This window comes from Sphingomonas sp. CCH10-B3, from assembly GCF_001556185.1.
GTDB classification, from domain to species: Bacteria; Pseudomonadota; Alphaproteobacteria; order Sphingomonadales; family Sphingomonadaceae; genus Sphingomonas; species Sphingomonas aquatica.
In genome coordinates this window covers 1-19,437 of record NZ_LSIJ01000074.1, presented here as the reverse complement: position 1 = coordinate 19,437, position 19,437 = coordinate 1, and the positions used below count along the sequence as shown (strand labels likewise).

The window sequence follows — 19,437 nt, the reverse complement described above, 5'->3', positions numbered from 1 at the left end:
GGCCTTAGCCGACCCCCTTTGGCAACGTTCGGTCCGGCGGGCTGGGCAGACCCGCCGGACCGGTTGAGGTCACTTCGCCTTGGCGGCGTCGGCCTCAAGCTCGGCGATGGCTTGGTCGATCCCCTTCAGCGCCGCAGCGCGGGCCGATTCCGACATGTCGCGGTTGGCAACGATGCCGGCGCGGGCGGCACGGACGCCCTCCAGCGCGCTCATCCGGGCATGGCGCTCGATCTCGCCCGAACGGAGCATGACAATCCGCGCATCGGCGGCGCGACGCGTGGCATCCTTTGCCAGCCATTCGATGCGGTTGCGGCAAATGATGATGATGTGCTTGCCGTCCTTCTGCTTGTTCTTGACGACGGGCTTGCCTTCGTCATCGGCGCACTTGCCGTCAATCACCTCCGGCACGATGACGCGGATCTTCTTGTCGGTCAGTGGGCGCGCGAGTACGGCCTCAATATCGTCGCCCTCGCTATCGATCGTCTCGACCTTCCCGTCCCTGTTGCGAATGATGATCTTCGTGCGGGTGTGCACTTCGGGCTTTGCCGAGGGTGCCGGCGGCGCGGGTGGTAGTTCGGCAAGCTTGGGCGGCGGCGGCAGATCGGCGGCTTGCGGGGCAACCGGCATCGCACCGGGCGCAGCCGGCGCCTTGGGCGCGTCGAGCTGTGCGATATCGACGCCGATCGACGCCTTCACCTGGCTGCGCAGCCGTTCGGCAGCCTGAGTGCCCGATGCCGTCAGCCCAAGCGAGACCAGCGCCACGGCTGCAACCGCCGCACCACCACTCGCAAGGCGCGCCTTCGAAACACGATCCTTCGACAACATCCTCAGTCTCCCTTTAAGCTCGTTGATAGTGTGCAGATGGCAAGCTGCCGACACGGCGCCGCCATGCGCGGACTTGACGATCGCGCGGCCATAAGCGTGGCGGACATTGGCAGCGCGCCCTGCCAGCACCCGCTCGTCGCACGCCATTTCCTGGTCAGCGCGGAACGCCCGGAACGCGCGCCACGCAATCGGATTGAACCAGTGCAATGCGAGCACGACCAGCGCGATCCAATTGGCGATCAGATCGCCGCGCGCGTGGTGCGTCAGCTCATGCGCCAGCGCCAACGCCTGTTCGTCGGCGTCGTAGCGATCCTTGAAGTCGCTCGGGAAAGCGACGTATTTGCGCCAGATACCGAAAGCGAGCGGTCCGGTGGCGCTGTCGCTTTCGATCACCTGCACCGGCCCGAACAGCGTGGCGCGAGCACCCGTCAGCATCCGACCCACGAACAGGCGATAGCGGATCAGGTGCCAGCCGATGAAGCCCGCCGCGCCGATCGCCCAGATCGCGAGCAACACCGGCCCATAATCCGGCGCCGCGACCACGTCCTGCGCCGGGGCGGCGCCCGTCAGGTCGACAAACATCACCGTGACCTGCTCGGCCGCGCGGCTGATCGGCGCGGCCGCGCTCGGTTGCCATTCGGCAGGCAGCGGCGGCAGCAACAGGCGCGCAACGGGCAACAGCCACAATGCATAGGCAACGCCCGCGCCGAACAGCCGCCGCACCGGCGCGCGCAGCACCAGCACGAGCAGCATCAACAAGGTGGAGGCGATCAGCGCCTCAATGGCCCAGGCGATCATTGCTTGAGCGCCTTCAGCAGCGCTTCGATCTCGGCGATGTCGCTGCTCGTCAGCTGATCGCGCTCGGCGAGATGCGCGACGAGCGGCGTCAACTTGCCACCGAACAGCCGATCGATCAGCTTTTGCGATTCGCCCGCGACATAATCCTCGCGCGCGACCAGCGGGCGATAGAGATAGCGGCGACCGTCTTCCTCATGCGCGATCACCTTCTTGGCGAGCAAGCGGCCGAGCAGCGTCTTCACCGTATTGGCGCTCCAATCGCGCGCGGGGCCGATCCGCTCGGCAACATCCTGCGCCGACAGCGGGGCCTGATCCCACAACACTTCCATCACCATATGCTCAGCATCGCTGATACGTTCGGTCATGCGAGAACCTCCTTCGACTACGTTCGTAATCGCACTGATTACGGCTGTAGTCAAGAGATGCGCCAACCGATGGAGCGCGGCTGTCGGAAAAGCTTACACCGCGCCCCGCTCAGCGGCGCTCGTTAACCATTCAACTGCCCGGAAATATGCGGGTTTCTCGGCTTGGCACGGCGAGTGCATCGCTATGTGCATGCCGCGTGGCATGCCGCTTCAGGGCGGATCGACTGTTTTTTCCGGTATCGCGTCGATCCGCCCACCCGGCACCCGCCGCAAAATTCGTTCAGCCTGCCGCAGTCGCCGCCAGATAGGCGCGGTCAGCCGCACGCCGCCCGGTGCGCGCCCGCAGCGCTGCATGGGCAAGCGCGCGCGGATAAATGTCGCTGAACAATTGCTCGAACGTGCGGTCCCAACTGAACTGCTGCGCGTGGTGGTGCGCCGCCGCGCCGATGGCCCGCGGATCGTTGCGCCAGACTGTCTCGACATTGCGCGCCATCGTAACTGCGTCGTCCACCGGCCCCAGCCGCCCGAGTTCCGGCGGCACCCGGTCGATCATCGCGCCGCTCGCCACGCCGACGACGGGCAGGCCCGATGCTTGCGCCTCGACGATCGAAATGCCGAAGGTCTCATCGGCCATACCCGATACATAAATGTCGGATGACGCCAGCGCCCGCGCCAGCTGCTCGCGATCGCTGACGAATCCGGGGAATGCAATCGGCAGCCCCGCGGCTTCCGCCATCATGTCCTCGCGCCGCTTGCCGTCGCCGACCAGCACCATTGCCGCGCCGAGCGAGGGCGGCAAATGCCGGAACATCTCGACTAGGGTCTGCGCGCGCTTTTCATTGTCGAGCCGCCCGGCATAGATCAGCAGCGGGCCGTCACCCGGCAGGCCGAGTTCGGCGCGATAGTGGGGGTCGCGCTTCGACGGGTGAAAGCGCGAGATGTCGACGCCGAGCGGCAGCACACTCGTCCGGTGGATCTTGCGCCGCGCGAGCACGCCGCGAATGTCTTCCGACAACGTGTAGACCCAGTCGAATTCGCGATAGGTGATCTCGGCATAGCCGTAGGACAGCCACTGAAAGCCGCGACCGATGGTGGTGCCGAACAGCTTTTGCGCGACGCGAAACACATGCGCATTCGGGAAATCGGTGCTGTAGCCCGCGACCAGCGCCGTTTCCGGCACGGCACGGCGGTGATGGATCGCCGTCCACGGCAGCACCCAGGGACAGAGCGATTCGACAATCGCCGGGCGATAGCGCGCGAGGATGTCGCGAACGATCTTGGTGCGCAGGATGAAACGGTAATTGGGGCTGCCGCGTACCGGATCAGCGCCGACTTCGGCCCAGATGTGGCGGCCGTCGACGACGATCTTGTCCTCGGGCCCGGGCACTATCTGCAGCAGCGAATGCGGCGTGTGCGCGAGCACATAGTCGCGCTTCGCCTTCAAATAGGTGCCGACCCCGCCGCCTGCCGTCGCCGACCAGCTTTGCGTCAAGTCGCAGATCAGCATCGGCGCGGGTGCGTCAAGCGGTTGCGGGAAGCCGCCCTGTTGCAACAGCATTGTTCAACGCCCCCGTTGTTATGATCTAGTGCGCGCCAACCAGACCCTTGGCTTCGAAGAGCTGCGCGAGCTCGCCCGATTCGAACATTTCCATCATAATGTCCGAACCGCCGACGAATTCGCCCTTCACATAGAGCTGCGGGATCGTCGGCCAGTCGGAAAACGCCTTGATGCCCTGGCGGATCCCCTGATCCTGCAGCACATCGACGGTTTCGAAACCGACGTTCAGATGCTGGAGAATGGCGACCGCGCGGCTCGAAAAGCCACACTGCGGAAACAATGCGGTGCCCTTCATGAACAGCAGGACGTCGTTCGTTTCGATCAGTTCGGCAATACGGGCGTGGGTTTCATCGGTCATGGCGGTCCTCAGTCAGGAAGGGCGGTCGTCAATTGTAGCGCATGGAGGACGCCCCCCATGCGCCCGCCGAGCGCGGCGTAAACGGCCTGATGTTGCTTGATGCGCGGCAGCCCCCGGAACGAGGCGCTGGTGACCCGTGCGGCATAATGGTCGCCGTCGCCGGCAAGATCGGTAATGACAACGTCCGCGTCAGGGATGGCAGCGCGAATCAGCGCCTCGATCTCGGCGGCGGGCATCGCCATCGGCTCAATCGCCCTTCAGCTGGCGCAGCGCTTCGCTCGCCTGCTCGCCGAGCGCGCGGCGCACGCCGGCTTCGTCGATCTCGACACCGGCAGCGGTCAGATCGCCAAACAGCTTGCGGATGACATCCTCGTCGCCGGCTTCTTCGAAATCGGCGTGGACGACGGCCTTGGCATAGGCTTCGGTCTCTTCCGGCGTCAGCTTCATCAGCGTGGCTGCCCAATGCGCGACAAGCTTGTTGCGCCGCGCCGTCACGCGAAAGGCAAGGTCTTCCTTGCGCGCGAATTGCGTTTCGAAAGCCCGTTCGCGGTCGTCGAAAGTGGTCATCGGCATCTTTCCGAATTGATTGTTGTTGCGCAAATAGGGTGCGGGACGCGCGCGCGCAACTAAGCCGCCACGCGCACCACGAGTTTGCCGATCGCACCGCGTGCCGCCATCTTGGCGATCGCGGCACCGCCCTCGGCAAAATCGAACACTTCGGTCACGCGCGGGTGGATCTTGCCCTCGCCCCACAGCCGGAAAAGATGGTCGATATGCGCCTGATTGGCCTCCGGATCGCGCGCGGCAAAGGCACCCCAGAACACGCCACAGACATCGCAGCTCTTGAGCAGCGTCAGATTGAGCGGCAGCCGCGGGATGCCGGCCGGGAAGCCGACGACGAGATAGCGCCCTTCCCACGCGATCGATCGCAGCGCGGGTTCGGCATAGTCGCCGCCGACCGGATCATAGATGACGTCGGCGCCATTGGGGCCGGTCGCGGCTTTGAACTGGTCGGCGAGCGCCTTTGACGCGTCCTTGTCGAACGGGGCGCGGCCATAGACGAGCGTCGCATCGGCCCCTGCCTCGCGGCAAGCCTGCGCCTTCTCTTCCGACGAGACGGCGGCGACCACGCGCGCACCGAAGGCCTTGCCTAGCTCGATCGCGGCAAGGCCAACGCCCCCCGCCGCACCCAGCACGAGCAGCGTCTGCCCCGCCTTCAGATGCCCGCGGTCGAGCAACGCGTGGATCGTCGTGCCATAAGTGAGGACCAGCGCCGATCCTTCCTCGAACGAGCGCCCCTCGGGCAGCTTGTACAGCCGCGCCGCATCGGTCACGACTTTCTCGACCAGCCCGCCGTGGCCGATCGTGCCGAGCACGCGGTCTCCAATCGCGAGCGCGGTGACGCCCTCACCCACCGCTTCGACCACGCCCGAAATCTCGCCGCCCGGCGCGAAAGGGCGTGCCGGCTTGAACTGGTATTTGTCCTCGATGATCAGCACATCGGGATAGTTGATCGCGCAGGCCTTAACGGCGACCAGCACTTGCCCCTTGGCAGGCACCGGATCGGGCAGTTCGTCCATCATCAGCGTTTCGGGTCCACCCGGCGCCTTCGATAACAATGCCCGCATCACGCTCTCCCGTTGCTGTCGTTCGCCCTTCCTTGCCGCGCTCGGCGCGACCCGTCCAGTGCGCCTCTAGTCCGCGGCGGCAGGAAATGCGGGCAGCTTGGCAACGTCGCGCGGATCATGCTGGATGATGACGGTTGCCTTGATATTGGTTGCAAGGCCCTTGAACCGCGCCAGCGACGCGAGTGTATCGGCACGGTTGGTATTGAACGTCGGCACGCCGTTGCTGGCAAGATTTTCCTGGAAATGGGCGAGGTCGCCGGTCAGCAGAAATGTGGCGCCGCTGCCGAGCTTGACGAGCAGGCTGTGATGGCCGGGGGTGTGGCCGGGCGTGTCGATCATGGTGACGCTGCCGTCGCCGAAAATGTCCTTGTCACCGCTGACCGGCACCGATTTGCCGGGGCCGCCGACCCAATTCTTGAGCGCGGTTGGATTGGCACCGAACATCGGCGGCGACGCACTCAGCGCGTCAAAATCACCCTTGCCGATCATCAGCGTTGCCGCCGGGAAGGATGCCGCCTGGCCCGTGTGATCGTAATGATAATGGCTGATGCCGATGGTCGAGATCTGTTCGGGCTTCACCCCGATTTCAGCGAGCTGTTCGACCACGGTCTTGGTAATCGTTGCCCCGCCCGTCTTTTGGTCGATCTTCAGGCCCTTGAAGCTGGCTGGCAGCCCGGTGTCCCAGATCATGTAGCTGTCGCCGTGCTTGATCAGGTAGCAACTCGCGACCAGCGCCATTCCCTTGCCGGGATAGGCGCGCGTGTCCGAAAACAGGTTGAGATCGGGGATATAGGTCGACCCGCAATCGAGCCGCCAGAGCCTGGTTTCGGCAGGCGGCTTGCCGCTCGCCGCAAAGGCGCAAGCGCCCGCCAGAATCGTGCCGGCCACCAGCAACACCAACGCTCGCTTCATCACCTGTCCCCCGCATTCGGTTGCCGCGTCGCCACTTGCGGGCGCTACGTACTGCCGAAGCTTAGGACTTTCGCGGCGGCGATGAAAGGCGGCAAATCGCGCATTCTAGAGGAGTTTCCTCCCGGCTTATCGCAGCGCGGGTTGCACGAGCGGCGAGACATAGCTCGCGTCATGCGCGAAGGGCAGCGGCGCGCCGTCGCGCATCGCCTGCAGCACGCTTGCAAAATCGGTCTGGCAGCGGAAGCCCAGCACCCGCTCGGCGCGCCGTGCGTCGTAAACACGGTCGATCGTCATCGGCAATTCCCAACCGCGCTGCGCATAAAGTGCTGGCGCATCCGGGAAATAACGCGCGACGACGGTCGCTGCATTCGCCTTCAGCGGCACCACGTCGGCAGGGGCGAAGGGCGTCGGCGCGGCGACGAGAAACAGATCGAAACCGAGCATCGGCGCGCGCTCCAGCGCCGCAAGATGCGCCGCGGCCGCATCCTCGACCGTCAGGCGGCGGTTGAGGAATTCATTCGCCTTGTTGTTCTCACCCGACAGCGTCAGGTCGGTGTCGTCCTCTTCCGGGAAAAACCGCCCTGTGCGCAGGATCACGCAGCGCAGCGCATGCCGCTGGTGATAGAGGCGACAAATCTGCTCGGCCGCGAGCTTGGTGATGCCATAGATGTTGCGCGGCTCGAGCGGCGCAAACCCTTCGTCGAGCCAGATCGCTCGGTCGCTGGCCCCCGCGCGCACCGCGGCCGAGATCATCAGCGAAGTGGTCGATGTGAAGACGAAGCGCTGCACGCCGTGTTCGACCGCTGCTTCGAGCAGGTTGAGCGTGCCGGTGACGTTCACGTCGACGAAGGCCTGCGTCGGATAGCGGACGATGTCCGGCTTGTGCAGCGCGCCGGAGTGAATGACGGCTTCGATCCCGGCATCGGCAAAGATGCGCCCCACCAGCGCCCGGTCGGCGACCGACCCCACGACATCGGTGTCCGCCCCCGGCGCCGGGTCGAGCCCGGTCACCTGATGCCCCGCCGCGCGCAACAACGGCGCGATGAAGCGGCCCAGCCAGCCCGACGAACCGGTAAGCAGAATACGCATGGCGGCGCCCTAGCGAGCCAATGTTACGGTTTCAAACTGCGGCAACGGCAACGGTGCGCTCGCCCGCATCGGCCCAGTCGTCCTGACGTCCCAGCCACGGATTGAGATAGAGCGCCGGAATCTTGAACAGCAGCAGTTCGCGGTGAATCCAGAAATCGACCGCGCGCTCGACCCACGACGCAGGCTTACGGCCAGTGCGATCGAGCCACGCCTGATAAGGCTGCCAATGGCTCGGCTCGTCGCGTTCGATGATGCGGAAGATCTTCATCATGACCGTATCGGACTTCACCAGCGGCGACCGCAGCAGCACATCGACCTGCCGCATACCGCGCTGCTCGGTGAGCATGATGACACGGCACAGCCGCTCGAACTGGCGCGGGTCGGCGATGATCGCCTGGGTGTCGAGCGCATCGATGCCGCGCCCGAACATGATCTCGACGAAGCGGTCGATATGGCCGCAAGTGCGATCGACCTTGAACGGTCGCCTGCCCTGCAGTTCGAACCAGCGCTTGAACATCACATAATGTTTGCGCTCGTCGGCGCGGTGCTTCTCGACCTCGGCAATGAACTGGCGGTCGTCGGGGCAGCAGGCGCGCACCGCCTCCAGCACACGGTCGATGCTCGTATAGCCGCGATGCTCGTTGTAAATGTACACCGAGGCGAGAATATCGAGATATCGCTGTCGCAACATTTTGAACATGTTGCAGCCCTACGCCTCGCCGCCGCGCCAAGCAACGCGGCTGCGCCCGGCCGAGGGTACGCTGTCAGGCCGCGACGCGCTCGACATAATGCGCGGTGGTCTTCGCACGCACATCCTCGGCCGTGACGCTTGGCGCCAGTTCGATCAGTTCGAACGGGCTCGCATGGTCGGGCCGGTGGAACACGGCGAGATCGGTAATGATCATGTCGACGACGTTCCTGCCCGTAAGCGGCAGCGTGCAGGCGGGAATGAACTTCGGGTCGCCGTTCTTCGACGTATGCTCCATCACCACGACGATGCGCTTGACGCCCGCGACCAGATCCATCGCGCCGCCCATCCCCTTGATGAGCTTGCCGGGAATCATCCAGTTGGCGATGTCGCCGCCTTCGCTCACTTCCATCGCGCCGAGCACGGTCAGGTCGATATGCCCGCCACGGATCATCGCGAAGCTGTCGGCGCTGCTGAAATAGACCGACTGCGGCAGCTCGCTGATCGTCTGCTTACCCGCGTTGATCAGGTCGGGATCGACTTCGTCGGGGTAAGGAAACGGCCCAATGCCCAGCATGCCGTTCTCGCTCTGCAGCGTCACGTCCATGTCGGCCGGGATGTGGTTGGCGACCAGCGTCGGAATGCCGATGCCGAGATTGACGTAGAAGCCGTCCTGCAATTCCTGCGCCGCGCGGGCGGCCATGTCGTCACGAGTCCAGGGCATCAATTTTGCTCCTTGCGGCCAAGCGTGCGCCACGCCTGCCAAGTTCCAATCGAATAGCATAAAGCATAGATCGCCACGATCAGCGACGACCAGATGACGAAGGGTGAGACAGCCTGTGGGATGACAACCATGGCAATCGGCAGATCGAGGCTGCGCCATACATAGATCGCACTGATCACCACGAGCCCGAGGCGCAGAAGTGGCAGCCTGCTGATCAGCCCCGCCCCCGAAAAAGCGTATGCGGCCCATATGCAGAGGACCGCCGCGATCACCAATGTCGCCAGATGCGGCCACGCCTGCCCGCGCTCGACCGCCCGGACAATGAGTGGCGGCGCACCAAAGAAGCGATACCAGTCCGCCCCGCCGACTATGCAGCCAAGATGCAGGAGTGCCGCCCCAATGCTCAACCAACCGCCGATCACGAGCCAGCGTTGCGCAGTCATTCGGCCCTCCGATAACACGAAGCGATGCAATGTGGCTTCGCCCGCATCGCTATTTTGCCTGTGGGGTGGTCTGCAGATAGGCTTTGGGCAGCGGGAACGCGGGCGTTTCGCCCTGCCAGGTGATCGACAGGATCCGCCACTTGCCGGCGACCCGCACGAGCTGGATCGAATTGATCCCGCGCGAAAATGGTGCGCCATCCGCCGTGCGGCGGCTCTCATAGGTTGAAAAGACATGGACGACATTGCCATAGCGTTCGGTGCGACGGCCAATCTCGCGCTCGAAAAAGCCATCCTTGGCGAACGCCGCACCGGCGCGGTCGATATAGTCCTGCTGCGTCAGCACACGCGGCCCCGCGTCGCCCACCGGGACCAGCCGCCCCTCGGGGACGAACAATGCCTTGAACCGCGCCCAGTCGCGCGGCCCGGCCGGACCGGAGATGACGTCGTAGAGCGCGGCAATGACATTATCGACCGTCGCGCCGTCATCCTGCGCCTGCGCCTGCGCGGCCGGTGCTTGCTGAGCCTGCGCGGGCATTGGAAGCGCGACTGCGAGCGCGGTGCCCAAAATAACCGCCCGCAGCATCACGCCGCCGCCCGCTCGCGCGTGGTCACGAATTCGATCTTCTTGTCGTAGGGCGCGCCCAGAATCAGGCGGTTCACATAGATGCCGGGCAGATGCACCTGATCGGGATCGAGGCTGCCGACCGGCACGATTTCCTCGACCTCGGCAATGCAGACCTTGCCCGCCGTCGCCATCGGCTGGTTGAAGTTGCGCGCGGTCTTGCGGAAAATCAGGTTGCCTGCTTCATCCGCCTTCCAGCCCTTGACGATCGACAGGTCGGCACGAATGCCGCGTTCGAGGATGTAATCCTCGCCGTCGAACTGCATCACCGGCTTGCCCTCGGCCACCAACGTGCCGACGCCGGTCTTGGTGTAGAAGCCCGGAATGCCCGCCCCGCCCGCGCGGCACCGCTCGGCAAGCGTTCCCTGCGGGCAGAATTCGACCTCAAGCTCGCCCGCCAGATACTGCCGCTCGAACTCCTTGTTCTCGCCGACGTAAGAACTGATCATCTTCTTGACCTGCCGCGTGCGCAGCAGCTTGCCGAGGCCCTCGCCGTCGATCCCGGCATTGTTGCTGGCGATCGTCAGCTCCTTGACCCCGGCATCGCGGATCGCGTCGATCAGTCGCTCGGGGATGCCGCACAGGCCAAAGCCGCCCGCGCACAGCGTCATGCCGTCGAACAACAAGCCGTCGAGCGCGGCGGCGGCACTGGGGTAGAGCTTGTTCATCGGCGGCTCCGGGACTCGGGTTGATTTGCCGCCGCTTAGTCCCGGCAACAAGCGCGGGTCAACTTATCCGGCCGCGCCGAACAGCAAACCGACGCCCGCCGTGATCGCCATGGCAATCGCCCCCCAAAAAGTGACGCGAATGGTTGCCCGCAGCACCGGCGCCCCGCCCGCGCGCGCCCCCACGATCCCGAGCGCTGCCAGAAACACGATCGAACCCGCGGCTATCCCGATTTCGAGCATCGGACGCGGCAGCACGAATATCAGCAACAACGGCAAGATCGCCCCGACCGCGAAGCTGCCAGCCGAAGCGAGCGCCGCTTGCACCGGGCGCGCCTCCAGATGCACGCTCAAGCCCAGCTCATCGCGCAGATGCGCTTTCAGACCATCCCTTGTGGTCAGCCGCTCGGCGACTTGCGCCGCCAGCGCGCGATCGAGCCCGCGCGCCATGTAGATGCGCGTCAGCTCCTCCAGCTCTGCCGCCGGGTCGTCGACCAGTTCCTGCGCTTCCTTCGCCCGGTCGGCAGCTTCGGTATCGGCTTGCGAGCTGACCGAGACATACTCGCCCGCCGCCATCGACATCGCGCCCGCCACAAGGCCCGCGACGCCCGTTACCAGAATCGCTGACTGGCTCTGCGCCGCCGCCGCGACCCCGATCATCAAGCTGGCGGTGGAGACGATGCCGTCATTGGCACCGAGCACAGCCGCGCGCAGCCAACCGATCCGCGCGACAAGGTGGCGTTCACGATGCATTTGATTTCGTCCTCCAATTGGCGATCAGCAACGCTTCACCGTTAGTCATCGCGACCTTCACCTTCGCCGCCCTCGCCGCCCTCCCCGCCCTCGGCATCTGGTCGGCGGTGGCAGCGCACGCAATTTTCGATGTTGCCGATGCCTTCCTCGGCATGCCGCGCGCGCAAGCTCGCCGGTTGATGCGCATGACAGCCATAGCAGCTATAAGTCGCATAGTCGGTCCGCGGATGACAGGTCGCGCAGGCCACCGCATGGTTGCGATCGAGCTGGAAATAGCGCGTGATCGAAGCTGGCCGGCGCCCACGCGCGGTCATTATGGCAGGTCGAACAATTTGCGCGGTTCGATTGGTGAAACGGCGTGTCTGGCGGCGTATGGCAGCTTGAGCATTGCGCTCGGGTCTCTGGCTTCAACAGGCTATGAGCGAAGCGCTTATCCGCGCGCCGCGTCAGCCGGGGTTCGGCATGATCCGAGTGGCAAGCCATGCAATTCGGTTCGACCAGCGATTGATGGAAGATCGGCGCCTTTGCCGCACGCGCGATGGGGGAACCGCGTGTTGTCAGCCTGCCGATGTCGGCAACCTTGTGACATACAGTGCACCGCGTCGGCGATGCCCCCAGAAACGGTGTGTGGCAGGCGAAGCAATCCTTGGCGATCGCCGAATGCGCGGGCTTCACCGGGCCGGGCGCGATCATCCGCTCAGGATGGATGATCGCAAAACCGATGATGCCGACGACGAGGGCGGCGATGACGCGCAGCAGCCAGCGGTTCATCACCACCACCGCCAAAACAGGCAAATCGACACAACGTGCGCCAGCGCGAGAACGGCAAAGGCCAGCGTGATCGGCAAGTGGATGACTCGCCATTGCTGAATAACGCCGAGCGTGATCGTGTCCCAATAGGTCCGCTCGTCGAGCTCGTCCGGCGACAGGCCCTGAGCAACCAGCGCCGCCTTGGTGGCCAGCAAGCTTTTGCGGGCGTGTTGTAACAGATACTTGCCCGTCAGACCGCTGCCGATGTTGATCGCCATTGCCCCGATGGCGAGCCAGCCCAGCCACGCATTGAAATGAATGCCGGCATGGACGAGGATCAGCAGCGATCCGGCCCAAGCCAGCCGCTCATGCCGCCGCAACAGCTTGGCGGGCTTGCCCCAGCTAATGATTTTGCGTTTGCGCGCCGAATAGATCAGCGAGGCCAGGATCAGCGCGACGCCCGGAATGCCGAGATACCGACCGATCCAGACCAGATCAAAGGCGTGTAGCAGCGCGTCGATCGCCAGCGTCGCCGCCGCCAACGCCAGCAGCATCGACGCAAAGGGTAAGACGCTATGCGTCAGGAGGCGTGCCTTCGCCGTTGCCAAGGATCCAATCCTACCGGAGCCGACGGCGCGACAGACGCGGAGTCGGGGTGTTAACCGGCGCTATCATCCAAAGTTCCGCACGACGCGGCATTGATCGCCGTCAATGACCGCGCAGACGCCGGAGCCTATCCCCGTCTTGGGCGTTGAGTCCCGAGTTTAGCTGGGAGGAACAGGATGCGATCGCTCATTGTTTATGCCGACGGCGAACCCGCCAATGCGGCGCGGCTGGAGGCCGCCCTCGATATTGCCCGGCTGACGAACGGGCACATCACACTCCATGTCAACACACCGCTCCAGCGCTTCGTCGCGATGGATCCGTTCGGCGGCAGCTACCTGCTCGCCGATGCCCTGGCAGAGGCGCAAGAAAACGAAGCGAAGCTGATCGCCAACCTGACCGCAACGCTGGAGCGCGAGGACGTGCCCTGGGACATGCGCACCAGCACTGGCATTGCCGCCGACGGACTGCTGACGGCCGCGATGCTCGCTGATCTGATCGTGCTGTCGCTGGGCAACAGCGAAGACGACGCCGCGTCCGATCCGGTTCGGCTGGTCGGCGACGTCGTGCTCGCTTCGCCTTGTCCCGTGTTTGCCGTGCCCGCAACGATCAAGCCTATCGTTACCACCGGCACCGCCATCGTCGCTTGGTCAGGCACGCCCGAATCGGCCAATGCGCTGAGAGCCGCCGTCCCGCTGCTCGCCGGCGCGCGCGACGTGAAGCTGGTCACCATCTCCAACGCGCCGGACTTTTTCCCGGCCACCGATGCCGCCTGCTATCTCTCGCGCCACGGCATCCACGCCGAAATCTGCGAGCGCCCGCACGACGACCAGCCGACGGCGATCGCGCTGGCCAACGCCACCGAGGCGCTCGGCGGTGACTGGATCGTGATGGGCGCCTATGGCCACGGCCGGTTCCGCGAACAGCTTTTCGGCGGCGTGACGCAGCGATTGCTGGAGACCGCGCAACTGCCGCTGCTGCTCAGCCGCTAGCCCTGACCTTCAACGAAGCGGCTCGGATCATGCCGAATACGCCAGCTTCAACCCCGGCCGCGCCCAGGGCATTGCGATCAGCTGGCCGGTGCCCGACAGCGTGATGTAGGCGGTTCGCATATCCGCCCCGCCCCAGCAGATGTTGGTGGTGAAGGGATCGGGCGTCGGCACGAATTCGACGAGGTCGCCTGCCGGTGAGATCACCGAAATGCCGCTTTCGCCGATCGTCGCGACGCAGATGTTGCCGCATGCCTCGACGCCGAGCGAGTCGAAGAATTTATACCCCGCGGGCCGGTAGAGAGGCATGCCCGCCCCACCGAGCCCAGCGGTCTGGTCCACCTTGCCGGGCTCGGTCACCCGGAACGCCATCAACCGGCAGGTGTAGGTTTCCGCCGCATAGAGCGTGTTGCCATCGGGCGAGAGGCCGATGCCATTGGGGTTCTCGCTCGGGAAGATGACTTCCTCCAGATGGCTCCCGTCGGTCTTTGCATAGAAAATGCCCGTGATGTCGCGCTCGCGCGGGCGGTTCTTGCCGTGATCGGTGAACCAGAAGCCGCCGTGCGCGTCGAACACAATGTCGTTCGGACCGCGCAGGATGCAGCCGAAATCGCCGTCCTTGTAGAGCACCTCGACCGCGCCGGTGTTGATATCGATCCGCTCGATCCGCCCGCCCGAATAGTCATCGGGTTGGCCGCTGGGGATCAACAGGCCACTCGGATGCTCATGGTAATTGAAGCCGCCGTTGTTGCAGCAATAAAGCTTGCCATCGGGGCCGAGCGCGAGGCCATTGGGGCCGCCGCCGGGCGTCGCGACCGTTTCCTTGGTGCCGTCGGGGCGGACGCGGGTGATGCGGCCGACAGCAATCTCGACGAGGATGACGCTGCCATCGGTCATCGCCACCGGCCCTTCGGGGAAGCGCAGACCGGTGGCGATGGTGGTGAAGTCGGGCATGATCTCTCCTGTTTCGCGCCAGCCTAGTCCTTGGCTATGGGGGTGCCAAGGAGAGCATGATGACCTTGCGTACCGGCGGCCGGATTCTCGTCGACAATCTGCTCGCACAGGGCTGCGACCGCATCTTTCAGGTGCCGGGCGAGAGTTTCCTCGCGGTGCTCGATGCACTCCACGACACGCCGCAGATCGACGTGGTGACGTGTCGGCAGGAAGGCGGCGCGGCGTTCATGGCCTGCGCCGATGGCACGCTTACCGGGCGACCCGGCGTGTGCTTCGTGACGCGCGGACCGGGCGCGACCAATGCGAGCATCGGCGTGCATGTGGCATTCCAGGATTCGCAGCCGATGATCCTGTTCATCGGAGACGTCGACCGCGGGATGCGCGACCGCGAGGGCTTTCAGGAAATCGATCTGGTGGCGATGTTCACCCCGCTCGCGAAACTCGCCTTGCGGATCGACGACGCGCGCCGCATCCCGGAATATGTCGCGCGGGCGTATAATGTCGCGACGAGCGGGCGGCCGGGGCCGGTGGTGGTTGCCCTGCCGGAAGATATGCTGCGCGATAAGGTGGAGGTCGAGGATATCGCCTTCCGCCCAGCCGGTGAATGCGGCAGCGCAGGTTCGCAGCTCGGAGAAATACTGCGCCTTGCCGAGCGCCCCATCATCCTCGCAGGCGGGGCGGGATGGAACGCGCGGGCTGGGCAGATGATCGCGCGTTGGGCGGAAGATCTCAATATCCCGGTGGCCGCTGCGTTTCGTCGGCAGGATTGCATCCCGAACACCAGCCCCGTCTATGCCGGCAACCTTGGTTATGGGCCCAACCCGAAATTGGTGAAGCGTGTGCGCGAGGCGGACCTGATCATCGCCATCGGCGCGCGGCTCGGTGAAGCAACGACTGACGGATACACGTTGATCGAACCGGCAACCGACCGCGGACCGACGATCGTACATGTTCACCCCGACCCGGCCGAGCTTGGGCGCGTTTATCCTGCAGTGCGAATCTGTTCGGGTATCGAGGATTTTGCCCGGTGGCTTGGACCGGCAGAGAATTGGTTCATCCTCGCTGGGCCGTTGTCCGCCGGGCATGAGGCCCACGCCGAATGGCTCGACTGGTCCACTCCCAAGCCCCGCGACGGCGTCACCCTCGACCTCGGCCTCTGCGTCGCTGCGATGCGCGAGCGCCTGACGCCCGAGGGCACGATCATCTGCAACGGCGCGGGCAATTTCTCCGGCTGGTGGCACCGCTATTGGCATTATGGCCCGCCCGGCACGCAACTCGCCCCCACCGCGGGCGCGATGGGGTACGGCGTCCCCGCAGCCGTAGCGGGCGCGCTGCGTTGCCCCGACAAGACCGTCGTCGCGGTTGCGGGGGATGGCGATTTCCTGATGAACGGGCAGGAACTCGCAACCGCCATCCAGCACGGCGCGAACATGCTCGTCATCGTCGTCGATAATGGCGGCTATGGCACGATCCGCATGCATCAGGAGCGCGAATACCCCGCGCGGCTAAGCGGCACCGCGCTCCACAACCCCGATTTCGCCGCGCTCGCCAAGGCTTACGGCGCGTGGTCCGAAACCGTCGAGACCACTGAGCAATTCGGCCCCGCGCTCGACCGCGCACTCGCGCAAAGCGGCGTCAAGCTGCTCCACCTGAAGACCGACATGGAAGTCATCACCAACGGCACGACGATCGACGCCATCCGTCGCGCGCATAAATAATGGGCCGCCCCGATCAAGTCAGGACGGCCCATCGATCAGCCGGGTAAGGCTAAAGCCTTAGATATCGTCGCCGAGCGCGCCCTTGACCTTGCCGACGGTCTGCTGCGCCTTGCCCTTGGCTTCCTGCGCGGCGCCATCGGCCTTGGTTGCCGGGTCGTCGCTCATCTGCTTGACCTTGCCGATCGCTTCGTTGACGTTACCCTTGATCTTGTCACCAAGCTCACCCATCGCTTTTCTCCTTCATCGATAGACTTCAGGAGAACTTTGGACGGCCCGTTCGGTTCCGGGAATAATCAGCTTACAGGCGTCACCTGGCGCAGAAATGCCTCGACCGCGCGCCAGTTCGCTTCATAGCCCGCCGGGTCCTTGTCCTTGATCAGCGTTGACGAGCCGTGCGTGCCGCCTGCTTCGGGCACATATTGCAGCTTGCGCGCGCCCGGCACCGCGGCGAGGATCGACCGCGCGGTCGCGATCTCCTGCGGGTCCTTGGCCGAAGTGACATAGACCGGCACCCGCAGCCGCGCCGCCGCGCGCGTTACCGGATTGCCATCGCCCAGATATTCGCCGGGCGAAAACGCCATCACCGCGTCGACATCGGCGGGATTGTCGGCGGCGACGAGGAAAACGAGTGCGGCCGAATAGCTGCTGCCCCACAGGATCACCGGCACGCCCTGCGTCCGGCCCCACGCGAGCGCGGCTTCGAGATCCTGACGCGCTTCGAGATAGCCGGTGGACTTGCCATTGCGGTGGACGGTCGAATTGTCGCCGAACAGATCGCCGCCCGATCGCTGGTCGATCGCATAAGCGGAATAGCCCATCGCCGCGAGGCGTGGCGCGATCGTCGCATATTCGTCCTTGCTCGATCCTGCCTGATGGAACAGCAGGATGACCGCCTTGGGCTTGGCGGCCTTGTACAGCCAGCCGGCGATGCTGGTGCGGTCATAGGTCTTGAGCATGTTGGGCTCGCGCGGCAGCGCCTGTCCCGAGCTCGCCGGGTCCGCGCCGCGATCACAAGCGGCCAGCGACAGCCCCAGCATCAGCCCCAACAAAACGCGCATACCCAATCTCCTGCGACGACCATCGCGGGGCGACTAGCAGGTCAGATAAGCCCCGCCAACGGACTCGACGGATCGGCATAGCGGCGCTGCCCCATTCGCCCGGCGAGATAGGCCATCCGCCCCGCCTCGACCGCCGATTTCATCGCCGACGCCATCAGCACGGGATCGCGGGCTTCGGCGATGGCGGTGTTCATCAGCACGCCGTCGCAGCCCAGCTCCATCGCCACCGACGCGTCGGAGGCCGTGCCGACACCCGCATCGACCAGCACCGGCACCTTCGCGCCTTCGACGATCAGCCGGATCGTCACCCGGTTCTGGATGCCGAGCCCCGATCCGATCGGTGCGCCCAGCGGCATGATCGCGACCGCGCCCGCATCTTCCAGCCGCTTGGCCGCGATCGGATCGTCCACGCAGTAAACCATCGGCAGAAAGCCTTCCTTGGCCAGCACCTCGGTTGCGCGCAGCGTTTCCACCATGTCGGGGTAGAGCGTCTTGGCCTCGCCCAGCACTTCGAGCTTCACCAGATCCCAGCCGCCAGCCTCGCGCGCCAGCCGCAGCGTGCGGATCGCTTCCTCGCCGGTGAAGCAGCCGGCGGTGTTGGGCAGATAGGTGATTTTCTTCGGGTCGATGAAGTCGGTCAGCATCGGCGCCTTGGGGTCGCTGATGTTGACGCGGCGCACCGCGACGGTGACGATTTCGGCACCCGATGCCGCGACGGCAGCGGCGTTCTGCGCGAAATCCTTGTACTTGCCGGTGCCGACGATCAGCCTTGATCGGAAGGTGCGCCCGGCGACGGTCCAGCTATCCGCGGGCATTGCGGGCGCATGATCGCCGCCGCCGACGAAATGGACAATCTCCAGCTCGTCGCCATCCTCGATTCGCACCTCAGCCAGCGTCGAACGCGGCACGATTTCGAGATTGCGCTCGACCGCAACCTTTTCGGCGGCCAGCCCGAGCTGTTCGGCAAGGCCTGCGATGGTCAGGCCTTCGGCTACGCGGCGATGCTCGCCATTGACGCGGATGGTGATGGTGTGGTCGCTGTGCATGACCGCCAGATATGGGGTGCACCCCCAAGTCGCAACCGAAAGGCCACCGCGTGCCCGTCATCTTCGTCCTCAACGGCCCCAATCTCAACCTGCTGGGTTTGCGCGAGCCCGAAATCTACGGCCATGATACGCTCGACGACATCGCCGGGATGCTCGAGGACCGTGCGCGCGTGCTCGGGTTCGAAATCGACATGCGCCAGTCGAATCATGAAGGCCATCTGATCGACTGGCTGCACGAAGCCCAGGCGAGCGAGGCCAAGGCGGTGCTGCTTAATCCGGGCGGCTATACCCACACATCGGTCGCGCTGCACGATGCCGTAAAGGCCGTCACGACGCCGGTCATCGAAGTGCACCTTTCCAACCCGCATGCGCGCGAAGCCTTCCGCCATACCAGCTTCGTCGGCCGGGCCGCGCGTGGTACGATCGCGGGATTCGGCGCGCAATCCTATCTGCTCGCGCTTGAAGCAGCGGCGCGCATCTGACAGAGGGATGATGAAACAGGGATTTTTGACATGACCGATACCAACGCCGACCAGCCCGGCGACATCGGGGCAATGCGGATCGACGTCGCGCTGGTTCGCCAGCTCGCCGAATTGCTCGACGAAACGCAGCTGAGCGAGATCGAAGTGCAGGATGGCGAGCGCAAGGTGCGCGTGTCGCGCAGCCTGACCGTCGCTGCCGCGCCCGCCGCGATCTTGTCGCCGACCGACACGAACGGCGCAGCGCCGGGCTCGGGCGACAGATAGGCGGTGCCGACCATCGGCGATTTGACCGCATTGGCATGATCGGGCGGGGCAGCGGCCGCCGGCGCTGCGGCTGGCGGCGCGGAGGCGGGGGCAGGGGCGGTCATCACCGGCGCGACAGCGGCGGGCGCGGCAGCGACGGTCAGGC

25 protein-coding genes and 1 pseudogene are annotated in these 19,437 nt (G+C 65.1%); 4 read left to right on the top strand and 22 right to left on the bottom strand.

The window, feature by feature from the left end; all coding sequences use genetic code 11:
• Positions 1 to 69: 69 nt before the first annotated feature.
• The 17 genes from AX672_RS12465 to AX672_RS12385 all read right to left on the bottom strand — a co-directional run bounded on the left by AX672_RS12465 (position 70) and on the right by AX672_RS12385 (position 12,786).
• On the bottom strand, positions 70 to 1,623 hold the full coding sequence (locus AX672_RS12465; RefSeq protein ID WP_066651834.1) for a M56 family metallopeptidase: 1,554 nt from the start codon (positions 1,621 to 1,623) through the stop codon (positions 70 to 72).
• Positions 1,620 to 1,988 carry a BlaI/MecI/CopY family transcriptional regulator gene (locus AX672_RS12460; protein ID WP_066651832.1) on the bottom strand — a complete coding sequence of 123 codons (369 nt, stop codon included), beginning with the start codon at positions 1,986 to 1,988 and terminating at the stop codon, positions 1,620 to 1,622. The genes AX672_RS12465 and AX672_RS12460 overlap by 4 nt, the downstream gene beginning before the upstream one ends.
• A gap of 280 nt (positions 1,989 to 2,268) precedes the next feature.
• On the bottom strand, positions 2,269 to 3,546 hold the full coding sequence (locus AX672_RS12455) for a glycosyltransferase (protein ID WP_231731316.1): 1,278 nt from the start codon (positions 3,544 to 3,546) through the stop codon (positions 2,269 to 2,271).
• Between the two features lie 25 nt (positions 3,547 to 3,571).
• Positions 3,572 to 3,904 carry a Grx4 family monothiol glutaredoxin gene (grxD, locus tag AX672_RS12450; RefSeq protein WP_066651830.1) on the bottom strand — a complete coding sequence of 111 codons (333 nt, stop codon included), beginning with the start codon at positions 3,902 to 3,904 and terminating at the stop codon, positions 3,572 to 3,574.
• Positions 3,905 to 3,912: 8 nt separating this feature from the next.
• On the bottom strand, positions 3,913 to 4,146 hold the full coding sequence (locus AX672_RS12445) for a BolA/IbaG family iron-sulfur metabolism protein (protein WP_066651829.1): 234 nt from the start codon (positions 4,144 to 4,146) through the stop codon (positions 3,913 to 3,915).
• 4 nt (positions 4,147 to 4,150) lie between these two features.
• Entirely contained in the window at positions 4,151 to 4,471 is a 321-nt protein-coding gene (locus AX672_RS12440; RefSeq protein ID WP_066651896.1) for a DUF1476 domain-containing protein, read from the bottom strand.
• A gap of 59 nt (positions 4,472 to 4,530) precedes the next feature.
• Positions 4,531 to 5,532, bottom strand: a complete 1,002-nt coding sequence (locus AX672_RS12435) for an NADPH:quinone oxidoreductase family protein (protein ID WP_202189329.1) — start codon at positions 5,530 to 5,532, stop codon at positions 4,531 to 4,533.
• A gap of 66 nt (positions 5,533 to 5,598) precedes the next feature.
• Positions 5,599 to 6,444 (bottom strand): N-acyl homoserine lactonase family protein, encoded by an 846-nt coding sequence (locus AX672_RS12430; protein WP_066651824.1) that lies wholly within the window; start codon positions 6,442 to 6,444, stop codon positions 5,599 to 5,601.
• 126 nt (positions 6,445 to 6,570) lie between these two features.
• The gene (locus AX672_RS12425) at positions 6,571 to 7,533 is read right to left on the bottom strand and encodes an NAD-dependent epimerase/dehydratase family protein (RefSeq protein ID WP_066651823.1); all 963 of its coding nucleotides are present in this window, start codon (positions 7,531 to 7,533) and stop codon (positions 6,571 to 6,573) included.
• Positions 7,534 to 7,564: 31 nt separating this feature from the next.
• On the bottom strand, positions 7,565 to 8,233 hold the full coding sequence (locus AX672_RS12420; RefSeq protein WP_066651822.1) for a hypothetical protein: 669 nt from the start codon (positions 8,231 to 8,233) through the stop codon (positions 7,565 to 7,567).
• A 64-nt stretch (positions 8,234 to 8,297) separates the two neighbouring features.
• Positions 8,298 to 8,945 carry a CoA transferase subunit B gene (locus AX672_RS12415; protein WP_066651820.1) on the bottom strand — a complete coding sequence of 216 codons (648 nt, stop codon included), beginning with the start codon at positions 8,943 to 8,945 and terminating at the stop codon, positions 8,298 to 8,300.
• Positions 8,945 to 9,388, bottom strand: coding sequence for a hypothetical protein (locus AX672_RS12410; protein ID WP_066651818.1), 444 nt, complete (start codon positions 9,386 to 9,388; stop codon positions 8,945 to 8,947). The genes AX672_RS12415 and AX672_RS12410 overlap by 1 nt, the downstream gene beginning before the upstream one ends.
• 49 nt (positions 9,389 to 9,437) lie before the next feature.
• The gene (locus AX672_RS12405) at positions 9,438 to 9,971 is read right to left on the bottom strand and encodes a DUF4440 domain-containing protein (protein WP_202189328.1); all 534 of its coding nucleotides are present in this window, start codon (positions 9,969 to 9,971) and stop codon (positions 9,438 to 9,440) included.
• Positions 9,971 to 10,678, bottom strand: a complete 708-nt coding sequence (locus AX672_RS12400; protein WP_066651816.1) for a CoA transferase subunit A — start codon at positions 10,676 to 10,678, stop codon at positions 9,971 to 9,973. The genes AX672_RS12405 and AX672_RS12400 overlap by 1 nt, the downstream gene beginning before the upstream one ends.
• Before the next feature lie 63 nt (positions 10,679 to 10,741).
• A complete protein-coding gene (locus tag AX672_RS12395; protein ID WP_066651814.1) occupies positions 10,742 to 11,428 on the bottom strand; it encodes a VIT1/CCC1 transporter family protein in 687 nt (228 codons plus the stop codon).
• Between the two features lie 201 nt (positions 11,429 to 11,629).
• Complete coding sequence (locus tag AX672_RS18650) at positions 11,630 to 12,214, bottom strand: cytochrome c3 family protein (RefSeq protein ID WP_202189327.1); 585 nt, start codon at positions 12,212 to 12,214, stop codon at positions 11,630 to 11,632.
• On the bottom strand, positions 12,199 to 12,786 hold the full coding sequence (locus tag AX672_RS12385) for a hypothetical protein (RefSeq protein WP_202189326.1): 588 nt from the start codon (positions 12,784 to 12,786) through the stop codon (positions 12,199 to 12,201). The genes AX672_RS18650 and AX672_RS12385 overlap by 16 nt, the downstream gene beginning before the upstream one ends.
• Before the next feature lie 174 nt (positions 12,787 to 12,960).
• Here AX672_RS12385 and AX672_RS12380 point away from each other — a divergent pair, with 174 nt between their 5' ends.
• Positions 12,961 to 13,773, top strand: coding sequence for a universal stress protein (locus AX672_RS12380; protein ID WP_066651808.1), 813 nt, complete (start codon positions 12,961 to 12,963; stop codon positions 13,771 to 13,773).
• A 27-nt stretch (positions 13,774 to 13,800) separates the two neighbouring features.
• Here AX672_RS12380 and AX672_RS12375 read toward each other — a convergent pair whose 3' ends face one another.
• Positions 13,801 to 14,724 (bottom strand): SMP-30/gluconolactonase/LRE family protein, encoded by a 924-nt coding sequence (locus tag AX672_RS12375; RefSeq protein WP_066651806.1) that lies wholly within the window; start codon positions 14,722 to 14,724, stop codon positions 13,801 to 13,803.
• Between the two features lie 56 nt (positions 14,725 to 14,780).
• On the opposite strand from AX672_RS12375, the gene AX672_RS12370 reads away from it, so the two are divergent.
• Positions 14,781 to 16,442, top strand: coding sequence for a thiamine pyrophosphate-binding protein (locus tag AX672_RS12370; RefSeq protein ID WP_066651804.1), 1,662 nt, complete (start codon positions 14,781 to 14,783; stop codon positions 16,440 to 16,442).
• A 57-nt stretch (positions 16,443 to 16,499) separates the two neighbouring features.
• On the opposite strand, the gene AX672_RS12365 is transcribed toward AX672_RS12370, so the two are convergent.
• From AX672_RS12365 to thiS, 3 genes are all read right to left on the bottom strand, one after another.
• Positions 16,500 to 16,670 carry a CsbD family protein gene (locus AX672_RS12365; RefSeq protein ID WP_066651802.1) on the bottom strand — a complete coding sequence of 57 codons (171 nt, stop codon included), beginning with the start codon at positions 16,668 to 16,670 and terminating at the stop codon, positions 16,500 to 16,502.
• A gap of 65 nt (positions 16,671 to 16,735) precedes the next feature.
• On the bottom strand, positions 16,736 to 17,500 hold the full coding sequence (locus AX672_RS12360) for an alpha/beta hydrolase (RefSeq protein ID WP_066651800.1): 765 nt from the start codon (positions 17,498 to 17,500) through the stop codon (positions 16,736 to 16,738).
• A gap of 41 nt (positions 17,501 to 17,541) precedes the next feature.
• Positions 17,542 to 18,546 (bottom strand): sulfur carrier protein ThiS, encoded by a 1,005-nt coding sequence (thiS, locus tag AX672_RS12355; RefSeq protein ID WP_082730539.1) that lies wholly within the window; start codon positions 18,544 to 18,546, stop codon positions 17,542 to 17,544.
• 50 nt (positions 18,547 to 18,596) lie between these two features.
• On the opposite strand from thiS, the gene aroQ reads away from it, so the two are divergent.
• Both aroQ and AX672_RS19280 read left to right on the top strand, forming a co-directional pair.
• Entirely contained in the window at positions 18,597 to 19,028 is a 432-nt protein-coding gene (gene aroQ / locus AX672_RS12350) for a type II 3-dehydroquinate dehydratase (RefSeq protein WP_231731314.1), read from the top strand.
• Positions 19,029 to 19,058: 30 nt separating this feature from the next.
• Positions 19,059 to 19,292, top strand: coding sequence for a hypothetical protein (locus AX672_RS19280; RefSeq protein ID WP_443026237.1), 234 nt, complete (start codon positions 19,059 to 19,061; stop codon positions 19,290 to 19,292).
• On the opposite strand, the pseudogene AX672_RS19085 reads toward AX672_RS19280, so the two are convergent.
• Positions 19,229 to 19,437 (bottom strand): annotated as a pseudogene (locus tag AX672_RS19085) (acetyl-CoA carboxylase biotin carboxyl carrier protein); the annotation flags it as partial. The gene AX672_RS19280 and the pseudogene AX672_RS19085 overlap by 64 nt on opposite strands.

What these genes read in the sequence shown, in the direction of transcription:
- AX672_RS12405 (WP_202189328.1), bottom strand. Translation starts at nt 9,971, where the DNA reads ATGCTGCGGGCGGTTATTTTGGGCACCGCGCTCGCAGTCGCGCTTCCA.
- AX672_RS12365 (WP_066651802.1), bottom strand. Translation starts at nt 16,670, where the DNA reads ATGGGTGAGCTTGGTGACAAGATCAAGGGTAACGTCAACGAAGCGATC.
- AX672_RS12440 (WP_066651896.1), bottom strand. Translation starts at nt 4,471, where the DNA reads ATGACCACTTTCGACGACCGCGAACGGGCTTTCGAAACGCAATTCGCG.
- AX672_RS12410 (WP_066651818.1), bottom strand. Translation starts at nt 9,388, where the DNA reads ATGACTGCGCAACGCTGGCTCGTGATCGGCGGTTGGTTGAGCATTGGG.
- AX672_RS12430 (WP_066651824.1), bottom strand. Translation starts at nt 6,444, where the DNA reads ATGAAGCGAGCGTTGGTGTTGCTGGTGGCCGGCACGATTCTGGCGGGC.
- AX672_RS19280 (WP_443026237.1), top strand. Translation starts at nt 19,059, where the DNA reads ATGACCGATACCAACGCCGACCAGCCCGGCGACATCGGGGCAATGCGG.
- AX672_RS12375 (WP_066651806.1), bottom strand. Translation starts at nt 14,724, where the DNA reads ATGCCCGACTTCACCACCATCGCCACCGGTCTGCGCTTCCCCGAAGGG.
- AX672_RS12400 (WP_066651816.1), bottom strand. Translation starts at nt 10,678, where the DNA reads ATGAACAAGCTCTACCCCAGTGCCGCCGCCGCGCTCGACGGCTTGTTG.
- AX672_RS12420 (WP_066651822.1), bottom strand. Translation starts at nt 8,233, where the DNA reads ATGTTCAAAATGTTGCGACAGCGATATCTCGATATTCTCGCCTCGGTG.
- AX672_RS12465 (WP_066651834.1), bottom strand. Translation starts at nt 1,623, where the DNA reads ATGATCGCCTGGGCCATTGAGGCGCTGATCGCCTCCACCTTGTTGATG.
- AX672_RS12360 (WP_066651800.1), bottom strand. Translation starts at nt 17,500, where the DNA reads ATGCGCGTTTTGTTGGGGCTGATGCTGGGGCTGTCGCTGGCCGCTTGT.
- AX672_RS12380 (WP_066651808.1), top strand. Translation starts at nt 12,961, where the DNA reads ATGCGATCGCTCATTGTTTATGCCGACGGCGAACCCGCCAATGCGGCG.
- thiS (WP_082730539.1), bottom strand. Translation starts at nt 18,546, where the DNA reads ATGCACAGCGACCACACCATCACCATCCGCGTCAATGGCGAGCATCGC.
- AX672_RS12435 (WP_202189329.1), bottom strand. Translation starts at nt 5,532, where the DNA reads ATGCGGGCATTGTTATCGAAGGCGCCGGGTGGACCCGAAACGCTGATG.
- AX672_RS12445 (WP_066651829.1), bottom strand. Translation starts at nt 4,146, where the DNA reads ATGGCGATGCCCGCCGCCGAGATCGAGGCGCTGATTCGCGCTGCCATC.
- AX672_RS12460 (WP_066651832.1), bottom strand. Translation starts at nt 1,988, where the DNA reads ATGACCGAACGTATCAGCGATGCTGAGCATATGGTGATGGAAGTGTTG.
- AX672_RS12415 (WP_066651820.1), bottom strand. Translation starts at nt 8,945, where the DNA reads ATGCCCTGGACTCGTGACGACATGGCCGCCCGCGCGGCGCAGGAATTG.
- AX672_RS12425 (WP_066651823.1), bottom strand. Translation starts at nt 7,533, where the DNA reads ATGCGTATTCTGCTTACCGGTTCGTCGGGCTGGCTGGGCCGCTTCATC.
- grxD (WP_066651830.1), bottom strand. Translation starts at nt 3,904, where the DNA reads ATGACCGATGAAACCCACGCCCGTATTGCCGAACTGATCGAAACGAAC.
- AX672_RS12370 (WP_066651804.1), top strand. Translation starts at nt 14,781, where the DNA reads ATGATGACCTTGCGTACCGGCGGCCGGATTCTCGTCGACAATCTGCTC.
- AX672_RS12395 (WP_066651814.1), bottom strand. Translation starts at nt 11,428, where the DNA reads ATGCATCGTGAACGCCACCTTGTCGCGCGGATCGGTTGGCTGCGCGCG.
- AX672_RS12455 (WP_231731316.1), bottom strand. Translation starts at nt 3,546, where the DNA reads ATGCTGTTGCAACAGGGCGGCTTCCCGCAACCGCTTGACGCACCCGCG.